Source organism: Shewanella sp. MEBiC00475 (assembly GCF_005234075.1).
Classification (GTDB): Bacteria; Pseudomonadota; Gammaproteobacteria; order Enterobacterales; family Shewanellaceae; genus Shewanella; species Shewanella polaris.
Map to the genome: position 1 here is coordinate 2,554,139 of NZ_CP039928.1, position 13,677 is coordinate 2,567,815.

8 protein-coding genes and 1 pseudogene are annotated in these 13,677 nt (G+C 40.3%); 3 read left to right on the top strand and 6 right to left on the bottom strand.

Annotation, left to right across the window (positions count from 1 at the left end; all coding sequences use genetic code 11):
* Positions 1-7: 7 nt before the first annotated feature.
* The 4 genes from FCN25_RS11310 to yjgA all read right to left on the bottom strand — a co-directional run bounded on the left by FCN25_RS11310 (position 8) and on the right by yjgA (position 4,924).
* Positions 8-898, bottom strand: coding sequence for a LysR substrate-binding domain-containing protein (locus FCN25_RS11310; protein ID WP_206194435.1), 891 nt, complete (start codon positions 896-898; stop codon positions 8-10).
* Between the two features lie 299 nt (positions 899-1,197).
* On the bottom strand, positions 1,198-1,599 hold the full coding sequence (locus tag FCN25_RS11315; RefSeq protein WP_137224819.1) for a hypothetical protein: 402 nt from the start codon (positions 1,597-1,599) through the stop codon (positions 1,198-1,200).
* Between the two features lie 285 nt (positions 1,600-1,884).
* Positions 1,885-4,359, bottom strand: a complete 2,475-nt coding sequence (locus FCN25_RS11320; RefSeq protein WP_137224821.1) for an Ig-like domain-containing protein — start codon at positions 4,357-4,359, stop codon at positions 1,885-1,887.
* 31 nt (positions 4,360-4,390) lie between these two features.
* A complete protein-coding gene (yjgA, locus tag FCN25_RS11325; protein WP_137224823.1) occupies positions 4,391-4,924 on the bottom strand; it encodes a ribosome biogenesis factor YjgA in 534 nt (177 codons plus the stop codon).
* Between the two features lie 159 nt (positions 4,925-5,083).
* Between yjgA and pmbA the strand changes: the two genes are divergently transcribed.
* Both pmbA and FCN25_RS11335 read left to right on the top strand, forming a co-directional pair.
* Entirely contained in the window at positions 5,084-6,463 is a 1,380-nt protein-coding gene (gene pmbA / locus FCN25_RS11330; protein ID WP_137224825.1) for a metalloprotease PmbA, read from the top strand.
* A gap of 206 nt (positions 6,464-6,669) precedes the next feature.
* A complete protein-coding gene (locus tag FCN25_RS11335) occupies positions 6,670-8,040 on the top strand; it encodes a hypothetical protein (protein ID WP_137224827.1) in 1,371 nt (456 codons plus the stop codon).
* A 211-nt stretch (positions 8,041-8,251) separates the two neighbouring features.
* Here the strand turns inward: FCN25_RS11335 and FCN25_RS11340 are convergent, their stop codons facing one another.
* The gene (locus FCN25_RS11340) at positions 8,252-9,691 is read right to left on the bottom strand and encodes a methyl-accepting chemotaxis protein (RefSeq protein ID WP_137224829.1); all 1,440 of its coding nucleotides are present in this window, start codon (positions 9,689-9,691) and stop codon (positions 8,252-8,254) included.
* Between the two features lie 633 nt (positions 9,692-10,324).
* On the opposite strand from FCN25_RS11340, the pseudogene exeM reads away from it, so the two are divergent.
* Positions 10,325-12,385: pseudogene (exeM, locus tag FCN25_RS11345) on the top strand (extracellular exonuclease ExeM); the annotation flags it as partial.
* Positions 12,386-12,480: 95 nt separating this feature from the next.
* Here the strand turns inward: exeM and FCN25_RS11350 are convergent.
* Positions 12,481-13,593 (bottom strand): PepSY domain-containing protein, encoded by a 1,113-nt coding sequence (locus FCN25_RS11350; protein WP_137224833.1) that lies wholly within the window; start codon positions 13,591-13,593, stop codon positions 12,481-12,483.
* Positions 13,594-13,677 lie beyond the last annotated feature (84 nt).

Below are 13,677 nucleotides of genomic sequence, written 5' to 3' on the forward strand. Positions count from 1 at the left end.
GCGATAATTAATGGCTTTCATCATGAAAGCTTTTAAGGATCCAATCTATTAGCAATTGCACTTCTGGTCGCTGCTGTTCATTGGTGTGACGGGTGAGGTAATAGCGGTCATGGCTATAAAGTGGATGGGGAAATAATGACTGAAGGGTGTTGTTATCAAACCATGCCTGGCTAATGGGAAGCGGGATTAATGCCACTCCAAGTCCTTGTTCTGCCGCGCGCGCGACACTAAACATACTGTCTAATTGGATAATTTGTTTCGGCTGAAAACCATCAAATCCGACACTTTCAGCCCATTGATGCCATGCGTGTGGCCTAGCTTTATGCAATATTAATGGCACTTGAGTTAATGCTTTAAAGCCTTGCAATGATAACTCTGCATGGACTGATGCATTGCACGCCGGAATATAGGTGATTGGAAATAAGTCATACACATCTGCACTAGGCTGTTGCTTACCAGAGAGCATAATTGAGACGTCAGTATGCTTGATGGTGTCGATACGTGACTTGATGGTTTCTAATTTAAGATTGATGTTGGGGTATTTGGATGACCAACCAATGAGTTTGGGCATAAATAATTCACTGGCAAAAAATTCTGGCATCGAAATACTAACTTCTAACATGCGTTCTGATTGGCTAAATTCACTTACCGTATTCACCAGTTGCTGCATGATAGGTTCAACTTCTTGATAAAAGCGGATGCCGACTTCGGTTAATATTACTGCACGAGTTTGGCGAATAAATAGGGCTTGGTTTAATGAGCCTTCCAACTGCTTAATTTGATGGCTTACCGCTGAGGGAGTGAGGTAGAGTTTTTTAGCGGTTTCTTTAAAGCTCAAGCATTCTGCTGCAACACAAAAACAACGTAGGCCGCGCATAGATGTGTGTAAAGGGATCATTCAATTCTCAACAAGGGCTATTCATCAAGTCACTCTAGTAACGTTTACATAAAAGTGATGACACCAGTAATACACTCGATTAAGTGCTGACGAGCGGTAAGGTTATAATACTTGTAACAGCAAAGATTAGACCATACTGTAAACTATAGTTAAAACAGTCTATTAACTCATTTGTTATTTGAGCATTGAATTAATTTAGTGCCTTATTAAATAAGAGGTGCACTATAACAGTGCGAAGTTATTTGTCTTATAGTTTAGCAAGGAAGTAAGCAGGGCTAGCGCTTAATTAATGTGTCTAACTAGAAGTACAGTGTTTCTTGCTTGGTGCCATCGATAAAGATGTCGCATTTGTCTGCAGTGCTCGATTTTGCCGATTGAACAATGCTAGCAACAATACCAAAGCTTCCACCCTGATCTCCGAGTACCGAACCAAAGTAACAATCACCTTTAAACTTCATATCTTTAAAGTTGGCATTAAGGTTTTGAGTAGGAGTCATTGGCGGGAATCGACCCTGCATGATCGGATCACCATTGGCGGTCAGTTGCAGTTTATTTTTTTCTTTATCATAGGATCCACCAAGCACGATAGTTTGGTCATTGACGACAACCGTTTTGTTTTGAGCCACGATGGGTGGTTTAGCTGCACAAGCGGTGAGTAGTACGCCTGCTGATAAGATAGAAAGTAGAGAAATTTTGCGCATTATTATTCCTTAGTATGCGTCGAGAGTCATAAATCGGTCCCTCGAAATAGTAAACTAGCCCTGTTTACAGATGCTATTGATGATATCGAAACGAAGGATGTTGTGCACTATTTACTAGTTGAACAATTTGTAAACTGAACATAAGGTCAGTTAGGGAAATAGCTCTTTATTTCAACAAAGTATCGATTTAATACCGTATAACATATCTTATTGTATCAACATATTTGTTAATGCCAAGTATAAAAAAGCCTGCTTAAATAGCAGGCTTTAAGAACAATCTTTTGTTTATGACAAGGTTACATAAAACTTCAATTCAGTGACCACACCTTTAGGCGTCGTGGTTGTCAGTGTGACGTGGCTGATACCAGCATTTCCAACATTTTCCAAGGTAAATGAAGTTGATGTTCCACCGGTTGCAGTCTTATTAGGCACAGTATAGCCGGAGAACTGCAAATCACCTTCGGTGTTAGTAACGGCTAAGGTTGTACCAAAAGGTAATATTTGATTAGCGCTATCTGTGAGTACTACATCAAACTGAGCAGTTTCATCTAGTGCGATAGGCTGAATATCAGTGTCGTAATCATTAATGACAGTGCCATTTTGACTCACTACAAAATTGGCGTTAGAGCCTGACATTGTTAATACCAACGCTTTACGGATATAAGTGGTCATGGCATCGCTGTCACACAAGCTACCTTGGCACTGTGGGCCGTTAAATTTACTATCAGCCGCTTGGTATGTGTCACTGGCTTGAATATTAAAGTAAGGTTCACCTGATTGATGTGTGCCTGATTCATTATCATCTCTAAAGGCATCGGGTAAATCAACGAAGCCGCCGTCATGGTAGGTTTCTACATCCATACCATTGCCACTACACTCTACAGACGTTGTACCGCTTAAGCAGCCATTAACCACGCCACCATCGTCATCATCAAATACATTATTGCCATTGGTATCAAAAAAGGTTTCGTGTCCTAAGGCATAAGCTAAAATGGTGATGCGGTGATCGCTCACCCGAGGTGATGCAGAGGTCCAAGTGACTGAACATGTTCCGTTTACTATGGTACACGATGGCTCAATTTGGCCACCTTCTGCGGTAAAATTGATGGTGGTATCATCTGGTGCTGGGTTAGCAAAGCTGTCAGAGGCATAAGCTGTAATGGTGACTTCTTCACCATTGTTATCGCCAGCTTCTGGGTTACCGATTGATCTTGAAAGACTAAAACCTAACTGTTGCGGTAAACCGGTATTGACGGTCAATAGTTCAGATTGGGTTGTAATAGTTTGGTTTGCGTCAGAAGTTGATGCCATTACACGTACTGGCGTCGGGACAGTACCCGCTTGTACTCTGACACTCACCAAACCTTCTGAATTGGTGGCACTACTATCTGTTATTTCACCACTTATAAATTTTAAGTCGCCAACGGAGGTATCTAAACTAAAGTCTACTTTCTGTTGTACTGCAGGTTGACCACTCGCACTTGTCACTAAAAAAGTCACCAAAGAAGATTCTGTAGTACCCGTTCCGCCAGCACCTTTAATGCGAATTTGGTTTGGTTCAGCAGATACAAAACTGATATTTGATAAAGTTTGAGGCGCCAAAGTAAAAGGCAAACTTGCGCTTATGCTAGTGCCATTAACTGTTGCTGTTGCGATAATGATGTCATTGCGTTCACTGTTACCACTGCAGCTGATATCTAAAAAGGTTGAGTTGGCAGAACCTGATAAGCTAGCTACTGGGGAATCGAGTGAAGCATTATCTGTGGTAGTACAATCTGAACTAAAGCTAATACTGGTTGGGCTTTGCAAGCGTGTAACTGTGCCATCAGAGCTTTCTGTTATTAGAGTTGCTGTTACTCCAAATGTGCCACCTGAGCTAATGGTATAATTACCATTGGCATCTGCAATAAGTGTTGTCGCTAATTTCCCTTCAAGAAACTCGTCATTTTCATCATACGATCCTATCCTCACTATGCCATCAGTGGCAATATCGTTACTCGCTAATACTTCATAAGCACTGGTGCTAGTGAGGGTTGTGTCTTCGTATTCGGTTGTAACAGTCAGTAAACTTGCACCCAGATCTGAATCTGACGGCGTAAAGTTAAGGGTGGCTATACCCGACGTTTGAGTGAGTGCTGTGGAAGGCGATAATGTGGCACTACCTGCATTGAATGTCACTATTTGGTTGGCAATACCTTGATTATTACTGTCGGTAAGTAATGCCGTTAGTTGAACTGAATTATCGACATTAAATCGAGTAATTGGGCCCGTCGCATCGTTAATAGACGCTGTTAAGTTAAGTGCTTCAACTGGCGCTGTGGTGGTATATTCTTTAAATTGATAATTGCGACTGTCGGTAAAAGAGTCGTCATCATCTGATGTGTAGGTTGCCGTTAAGGTATCCGCTTCTGTGCTGGTGGAGCTAACTATAGTCGTCGCAATACCAGAAGATGAAGTTAATACAGAAGATTGGCTTAAGCTGGCATTGGTAGTGCTAAATTGGATCAGTGCACCACTAACATTCGCACTACCCAATTTTAGCTGTGCCACTGCACAAAAGCTGTCATCGAGATCAAAAATGAGTTCATAGGTGCTAGCATCACATTGGCCATTGACCACATTTTGATAACTCACCGATAAACTATAAGTGTCATCTGATGTGTCTAAATCACTGCCGTCTGCGGCACCGTTACAACCTGTAAAAAACACCATTGAAGTTAATGATAACAATAGTGTGCGAATTACCATTTTCAGCCGCATTAGCAACATCCTTATTCTCTTTAAGCCGTATTTAGTCTTTAATTTCAGATCGTAAGTATTTGAACAATTCTTTTGACGATTTTGATTCCGTCCCTTTAGCCAGTTCTTTATTGGCTTGGCGGATCAGTTGACGCAATTTTTGACGTTCAAATTGTGGATGTAGATCCAGTAATATTTGAATTTCATCATCACCATTAGTCAATAAACGCTCACGCATTTTTTCGAAAATCTGTATTTGAGCGGCTTCATTATTGTTTTTGTTTAACACTTTATCGAGTGCTGCTTCAATAGGCTCATGCTCAAATCCGCGCATCAACTTACCAATGTATTGCATATGACGGCGATAGGCTTCGGTTTTTTGTTTAATCAGTTTTGTTTTTAGAATAGCATCGTATAGAAACTCATCTAAACCCATTTTGTCTAATTGAGTTTTGCTCAGGGCAATCAAACGCATACCAAGTGCTTGAGCATCCTCACTTTCTTTTTTTACACCTGTTCTGCTGACATAGTTGTCATCATTATCATAGGGTTGTTGAAATAGCTCTGAATCGCCAACAATTTTCATAGTCATAAACCTCAAGTCAATATGCACTAATGATAACATTTATTTGGCCCAGAATATGCAGAATTTATTGATGAAAGGTTGTGATATAAATGCCCTGTTATCAATCGCCAATTGAATTTGATATGCTAGCGTCAATTAGACTAATCAAAGAGTAAATTTGTGGCTTCTCATCCTTCTTCAGCGCCTAGCGCAAGTGAACCAACACCTAGAATTGATTCTGAATTATCGGCGTTAAAAGACGCTGTATCTGTTGCATTAGAATACGCCAAAGCGTTAGGTACGACAGCCGCTGAGGTGGCCATTAGTAAGCAGCAAGGTTTATCGGTTTCGACCCGTGAAAAAGAAGTTGAAACGGTTGAGTTTAATAAAGATGGTGCCTTAGGCATTACTATTTTTAGAGATGGTCGCAAAGGAAATTCATCCACATCAGATTTAAGCCCTGAGGCTATTCGCCAAGCAGTGAAGGCGGCTGACGGTATTGCAAAATATACTTCAGAAGACCCTTTTAGTGGCTTAGCCGATCCGGCCTTGATGGCGCAAGATATTCGAGACCTACAGCTATACCATCCGCAAGATATTGATGCAGAAGAGTTAGCTCAGTTAGCGATACGTGCTGAGGAAGCGAGTTTATCGGTTGATAGTCGGATCCGTAATTCAGACGGTGCGAGTGCTAATGCGCATACTGCCGCTAGAGTTTATGGTAATAGTCATGGATTTTTGAATGGCTATTGTAGTTCGCGATACAGTTTAAGTTGTGTTGTTATTGGCGAAGAGTCTGATGGCAATATGCAACGTGATTACGATTATACCGTTGCCCGTAAATACCAAGATTTACTGTCACCTGAAACGGTAGGTTTACAAGCAGCCAACAAAACCTTAAGTCGTTTGGATGCGCGTAAAATTGCCACTGCGAAAATGCCGGTATTATTTGCCCCTGAAATTGCTACAGGTCTAATGGGCCATTTAATTGGTGCAATTAGTGGTAGTAGTATTTATCGTAAGTCGAGCTTCTTGATGGAAGCACTGAACACCCAAATATTCCCAGACTGGTTTAGCATTGAAGAACAACCACATTTAATTGGTGCATTAGCTAGTGCCAATTACGACAGTGAAGGTGTAGCGACTCAAGACCGTCGTATTATTGATCGCGGCCAGCTAGAGACTTACTTGTTAACCAGCTATTCCGCTCGTAAATTAGGTATGACCAACACAGGCCATGCAGGCGGTATTTATAACTGGACCTTGAGCCACACCAATCAAACCTTTGATGACTTAGTGAAGATGATGAATACCGGCTTAATTGTTACAGAAGTGATGGGCCAAGGTGTTAATGGCGTCACCGGTGATTATTCTCGCGGCGCGGCAGGTTTTTATGTTGAAAACGGCGAAGTGTTATATCCCGTAGAAGAAATTACCATTGCTGGCAATTTAAAAGACATGTTTATGGGTATCCAAGGTGTCGGTAAGGATCGCGATTTACGTTCATCAATCCGTACTGGTGGTATTTTACTGAACGAAATGAAAATTGCTGGTAACTAAATAGGCTAAAAAACCTAGCTTAAAAAGAGTTAACTTAAGCCAGATTTCCAAATGATTAACCTCTTATCTGCTGATAAGAGGTTTTTTTATAACCAAAATAGTCAATCTTGACGATCTATATATTTACTTTACCTTTCTTGACAGTTGTTGACGCATATATGGGGTCATAATATTGCAAATGTAACTTAGTGGTTAATGGAGTAATTATGTTTAACAAGAAAGCAAGCCGATTGATAATTTTGTCAGCTGTTGGGGCCTTATTATTCGGCTGTGGATCGGATGATAGTAGCGATAGCAGTTCTGACTACGCTTATGTGCAATATTATAATGGATCGCCTAATAGTACTTCTACATCACTAGTACTTGACGACTACTCATATACTTCAATCGATTTTGCTGATGCGATGCCGCGTTATGGCTACAGCTCGGGCGATGCAGATTTAGAAATTTATGGTCAAGATGAAGATGGTGAAACGGTATCTATTTACAGTGATACTGTTGACATGGATAACGATGATAACCATTTATTTGTGTTGTATGGTGATTATTTAGATCCACAATTACTGGATATTAATTACAATCGTGAAGATATGGATGATCTTAACGCAGATGATGATTATGAGTACAGTAAAATGCAGGTACTTATTGCCAACGTAGCAACTGATGAAGGCACATTTGATGCGTATATTTCACTTGATACTCAAACCATTGATGACGCGGTAATGTTAGGCAGTGTAGGGTACGGTAGCTACAGTGATTCAACCATTCTAGATACCGAAGATTACATTGTCTATCTGACCGACACAGGTACTAAAGATGTAATTTATACCACTGGCAGCATGGATCTAACCACGGAAACGGTTTATAAATTGGTTATCCGCAATAGCTTTGGTGCTGGTGATATTAAAGTGAACATCGACAGTGTTGACTCGACCACTACGGTAGATAATTATGCTGCGTTGGAAGCAACAGCAGACTATCGAGTATTTAATGGCCTTGAATCTCAAAGCATTGATGTTGATATTGCTAGTCAGCAAGAAACTCAGTATTTATATGATATTTCGCCGTTTACAGTATCTGATTACCAATCAACTTCGTTTAACGATTACGGGATCACAGCAAAAGATGCTACAACCAAAACGCAATTATTTAATAACTTGTTAGTGACGTTTGAACAAGATGATGTGAAATCTTTGCTTGTATATCAAAACGAAGACGGTTCAGTGGAAGGAATGGAAATTACTCAAGACCTTCGTCCCCGTGCTTATGAATACAAAGTTGACGTAGTCAATTTATCTTATGACTATGATGATCTGAGCGTGTATTTTGTGCGTGCTTCAGAAACGATTGAAACCGCAGAATATACCTTGACTGACTTAGACTTTGTTGAAGAACAGAGTACAACCTTACCTGAAGATTTTTATGAAATTAACATAGTGTATGAGGCTGATAATGGCACTCAAACACTCATTTATCAGTCTGATTCTTTAGATATAAGTGGCGACAGTAATTTTACCTTTGTACTGACGCCAGACAGCACAAGTGCATTAGGTCATAGACTGACATCCCTTGAATAATGCTGACGTTCACTGAATAGAGGTGTGAAATACACTTCCTTTCTTTGAGGTAATAAAGCATCAAACGGCCGTTATCATTTATTGATGACGGCCGTTATTTTTTGTAGGGAAGAGAGTCTCTCGTCCGCATAAAAAAACGACATGATATCGAATGACATCACGTCGCTTTTCACTTAGTGCTGATTTGTAACTAAACACATATACTGGCAAATTAATTGGTGCGGTATTGGCTTAATATTTTGCCCAAATCAACAGATGCTTTCGATAATGCTTTTACACCATTTGAAGATTGTTGAGATAAGCTTCTAATAATATTAGATTTCTGTCTTATGTCAGTCAGCTCTTTGGCAATATCATTGGCCACAGCACTTTGTTCTTCTGATGAGGTTGAAATTTGGAAACTCATGTCCATAATCGAACGTGATGAGTCAGAAATCGCGTTAACATCGGTACCAATATTAGTGATTAAATCGCTGCTGCTTTGTGCTTGCTTGACAGTATTTTGAGTAATAGTGTCAATATTAAGTGTTTCACTTTGCAGTAATTCAATCATTTTATGAATTTGAACCGTTGCTGCTTGAGTACGTCCTGCAAGGGTTCTGACTTCGTCAGCAACCACTGCAAAGCCACGACCCATTTCACCCGCTCGTGCCGCTTCAATGGCAGCGTTTAATGCCAGTAAGTTGGTTTGATCTGAAATGCCATTAATGGTGGTGATGACTTCATTAATATTAGTTGCGTTGATTTTTAATGTGTTAACCGAGCTCGATGTCTGTTCAATGTAGGTCGATAGCTGCTTAATTTCATTAATCGCACGCTTAACTCTATCATAGCTTTGACGCGTGTATTCTGAATCTTGTTCAACACGTTGAGTTGAATTTCGGGCGATATTCGATACTTCAGCAGCTGACGCTGTCATCTCTTCCATTGCCGTGGCTACCGAGTCAAGAGAAGCATACTGTAAGTCAATTTGTTCTGCACTTTGTACAGCTTCATTAGCAAATGAGCTGGAGGTCGTTTGCAATGTCTCGGCACTTTGTTTCACCGCCACAACAAGATCGGTTAATGTGTCCATTGCTCTATCGAGTGCACAACCAATGGTGCCAAATTCATCGCGACCAGGGTGGAAACCTAAACGAGAAGTTAAATCACCTTTAGCTATTTTTTCCGTGGTATCCCATAACACCCATAAGGCGCCGCCAATGAAGGTGGCATTCCAGTAAAGTACGAGGCTAAAAGGCAGTATCCATAGGAATGATAGCAACAACGACGTTAATGCAGCTTGTTTAGCATTGGCTTCTTGATCATAGACGGATTCAGTCAATGTATAAAATTTACCGTCTAATCCATAAACTGCAGTAATGGTATCTTGTTGCCGTGAACTGTTTTGAGAACGTGCAGATACTTGTAAGCCTACGTTAGCAGTTTGATCTAATTGATTAGTCGTATCAAGAGCCTTGACGGTAGCGGCGGTTTTTTGCTCTAAAACATGCAGTGATTGCTGTTCAATATTGTCAATTTTATTAAGGTAACCACTAATCGATACACTTGATAAAATGATAAGAAACAGTCCGAAAATAGCCCAAAATTTATCATTAATGGACATTTTGATGAAGAGTTTATCGATAGTTCTGAAATCAACTTGTTTCATGGTTGCATACCTAAACCTGTTAATACAATAAATGGCAAATAACGAGATGAGCTTTTAGTTTGTTGATACTAAATAGTCAGTTAAAGTGTCTTTTGCGGTGACCCAATAATATTGATGTATGATCAATATCGACAATAAACCTAATGTCTTAAGTGATTTTACCGTTTTTTTTATGGGTGGCTTTTCTAGCCTGCTATACAACGTTTATATTAGCTTAATCATTTGATAAAATCCTGAAAATTTTTGTAACGACATGATGGGGAATAATCTTATTAAACAGTACGTTGTATTTTTATCAAGATTTTATATATGCTTGTTTTTATCTTAACGTTTGTTTCTTAAAAGTTATTTTGATGTTTGTTTTTCGCTGTTCATTTTGATGTATTATTTTGTAATGTTAATCAATGGGATAGCTATTTTCTTTACTTCATTTATGTGATCTATGTGCTGTTTTATGTAAACAGATTTTGGGACAATCTCGCCGAATTTTACAAAAAAATAGCATTTTTATTACAAATATGGGGTTTATAAATGAAAGGACTAACTAAACTAACGGTGGTTTCACTCGCCGTTGCCGCAGCATTGCCAATGATGGCTAATGCTGATGCGTTGATTTCGTCGGACACAGTAGCATTTACTTGTGATGGTGCCACACTGACCAATATTTATGATGTTCAAGGTGCTGGTGAGTCAAGCCCATTAATTACTGATGGCAGTTTTGCATCGGTTAACGAAGTGACAGTAAAAGGAATCGTTACTGCTAGAAGTGACAGCTTATACAAAGGTTTCTTTATTCAAGATGTTGAAGGTGATAACTTGCCTTATACTTCAGACGGTATTTTTGTCTACCTAAACCAAGCTGCGCCAGATACTATTCAGCCAGGTACTGAAGTGTGCGTACAAGGTAAGGTAAGCGAATATTACGGCTCAACCCAGATTGACCTTGAAGCAGATCAAAAAATTGCAGTAGGCGCACTGGGTGATACTCCTGCCGCGGTTGAATTTTATGTCGCCGATGGTGAAACCTTGGCACAAGCATTAGAGCGTGTTGAAGGCATGAAAGTGAAACTGGATGCCGGTAGCGAGATGAAAGTCACTCGTACTTTTAGTTTCGATTATGATTCATACCGAAACAATATGGTGTTGTCACATAAAGCACCATTAATGAAGCCAACCCAAGTGTTTGAACCCAATTCAGCAGAGGCTATTGCCTTGGGTGAAGCTAATGCGGTAAACCAGTTATTAGTCGAATCTGATTATAAGGCTAGCAACGGCGAAGTACCTTACTTTCCTGATTTTAATGCCGAAACGGGTTACATCCGTGTCGGCGACCAGCTAACAAACCTTGAAGGTGTGATTGGTTATAGTTACAACGCATACCGTATTTTAGCGACTAACACGATAACCGCAGGTGATTTTATTCGTGTTAATGATCGTACCGATGCGCCAACGGTAGCTGACAAGGGGGATATTCGTGTCGCTAGCTTTAACGTATTGAATTTTTTTAATGACGTGGTTGGCGGCGATGCAAATCCAAGCGACAGTAATCGCGGTGCGACAACAGAAGATGAGATGGTATTACAGCGTACTAAGATTGTGACTGCGCTGGTCGCCATGAATGCTGATGTTGTTGGCCTAATGGAAATTGCTAACAATGGTTTTGGTGAACTCAGTGCTATTCAAAACCTGGTTGATGCTCTTAATGCAGAGCTAACCGATGAACAAGCGTATCGCTTTGTTGAAGTTGAAGACGCCGACAAATATGAAGGCAAATATATCGGTAGCGATGCGATTACCGTCGGTATGTTATATCGCCCTGCTCGTATCACCGTAGAGGGTGCTGCAAAAGTGATTGTTACGCCAGAGCAACATGCAGCAGAAGGTGCAGCGACTCGTGAGCAAGATGGCGTGGTTGAGTTAAGCCCTAGCTATGATAAGTATCAACGTCACAGTCTATTACAAACTTTTACCATTAATGATGAAAAACTGACTGTTGTGGTTAATCATCTTAAATCGAAAGGTTCAGGTTGTATTGAAGAGTGGACTGACTTTAACGAAGATTCAGAACCTGCTGACATGCAAGGTAAGTGTAACGCGTTCCGTGTATCTGCTGCCAAAGTATTAGGTGAGACACTCAAAGATGTTGATGGTGATTTACTGGTTATTGGTGACTTAAATGCATACGGTAAAGAAGATCCTGTCGCAGTATTAACTGACTATGATGCGTCAACTACTGACCATGTTATCCGCACCGCGTCTTGGACAACCTTAAACGGTAAAGTTTACGAACGTGAAGGCAGCGTGATTGATAAAGGCTATGGGTTAATTAATTTAAATACTCAAGCACATGGTGCAACAACTTACTCATATAGCTATAGTGGTGAGTTAGGTAACTTAGACCATGCTTTAGCCAATGCTAGTTTAGCCGCTAAGTTAGTCGATATTGACGATTGGCACATCAACTCGGTTGAATCAAATTTATTTGAATATGGCAGCAAGTACACTGGTGATCTGGTTAAATCAGAGAATGCATTTTCTGCTTCAGATCACGACCCTGTGATCATAGCATTAAGCTATCCTGCGCCAGTAACTCCTGACCCAACTCCTGAGCCTGTTCAAGACAGTGATGGCGGTAGTTTAGGTTACTTTGTGTTGATGTTATTAGGTGCATTAGGTTTACGCCGTCATAGCTAATTAGCGCTTACAGTTAAAAGTGTAAAAAGTTCTCACTGGTTAAAAGGATGACAGTTGTCATCCTTTTTTGTTTAAATCTATCATTAACAAGGGCATTATACGTTGATAATTTGCTGACGACGATTTTGGGCCGATTTGACTCGTTGTTTTCGACGGTACCAATACAAATAAAGTCCGGTGAAAGCCAATATCATTGGCATTAAACCCACAACACACCAAATTAACCGCGTGAATAAGCCACCAAAATAGCCAAAATGCAACTTACGAAAGCTGTCTAAAAATACGGTTAAATTGTCTGCTTGACGAATATCTTGTTTCGCGAGCAGTTTGCCACTTGTTCTATCAAAACTGACGAAGCTAGCGTATTCACTATTAAACGGGTTGCTGCTTTCTACTTCACCATAAAAGGTAATATCTCTGCCTGGTTCAAATGGGATGGTGAGATAACCTGCTTTGTAGCTGGCAATTTCGACTTCGGTTTGTTGCATTAACGTTTCAAATGAAATCTCAGGGCTATAGCGTGGCGCGCTAATAAGATAGTGCTCATCTTGTGAATGTTCGTTGAGTTCATGTTGAATACCGATAAAGTTCCAATAAACCCCTGTCGCGGCCACAATAATTAATACGGGCGAGCTTAAAATACCAATAAATTTATGGATATCGCTAAACAGAATACGCGAGACAGCGTTAAAGCGTAACGTGAATAATTTAGCCCAAAAGCGGCGATATAATATGATCCCGCTGATCCCCAAAAATAGCATAATAGAACCGGCGATCAGCGCGACACTGGCACCTGCAATGTGGAATAAAAAGCTGTAATGCAGTCCTAGTATCCAGTCGGTAATATAATGCTCTAAAGATTGCGGTTCAGATAATAACTGGCCGTTATATTGGTTTACATACACTTTTGACCAGTCTTCGGTGCCGCGTTTAATAATGTATCCCGCATCTGAGCGAGATTTATCATCAAATATTTCCCAACCACCTAGCTCAAAATCAGGATTCGCAACCAGTAATGTTTTCATCAATGTGTCTAAGCTGACTCTTGGCGTTGTTGGTGCTGCCTCAACTAGCATATGTGCGGGTCGAAGTAGGCTGTCTATTTCGACTTTAAAAACCAAAATGCTACCGGTTATTGAAATGATCAATAACGGTAGCATGGCAATGAGGGCACCATAGGAGTGCCATTTAAATAAGGTTTTTCTCATAAGGATTTCATTTTCATTGTTGGATGAAAAAGTGAGATAGCTACACGCGACTACGACTATCTCACTTTGGCAGGAATTGGCTCA

What these genes read in the sequence shown, in the direction of transcription:
- FCN25_RS11310 (WP_206194435.1), bottom strand. Translation starts at nt 898, where the DNA reads ATGATCCCTTTACACACATCTATGCGCGGCCTACGTTGTTTTTGTGTT.
- FCN25_RS11320 (WP_137224821.1), bottom strand. Translation starts at nt 4,359, where the DNA reads ATGCGGCTGAAAATGGTAATTCGCACACTATTGTTATCATTAACTTCA.
- FCN25_RS11340 (WP_137224829.1), bottom strand. Translation starts at nt 9,691, where the DNA reads ATGAAACAAGTTGATTTCAGAACTATCGATAAACTCTTCATCAAAATG.
- FCN25_RS11335 (WP_137224827.1), top strand. Translation starts at nt 6,670, where the DNA reads ATGTTTAACAAGAAAGCAAGCCGATTGATAATTTTGTCAGCTGTTGGG.
- yjgA (WP_137224823.1), bottom strand. Translation starts at nt 4,924, where the DNA reads ATGAAAATTGTTGGCGATTCAGAGCTATTTCAACAACCCTATGATAAT.
- FCN25_RS11315 (WP_137224819.1), bottom strand. Translation starts at nt 1,599, where the DNA reads ATGCGCAAAATTTCTCTACTTTCTATCTTATCAGCAGGCGTACTACTC.
- FCN25_RS11350 (WP_137224833.1), bottom strand. Translation starts at nt 13,593, where the DNA reads ATGAGAAAAACCTTATTTAAATGGCACTCCTATGGTGCCCTCATTGCC.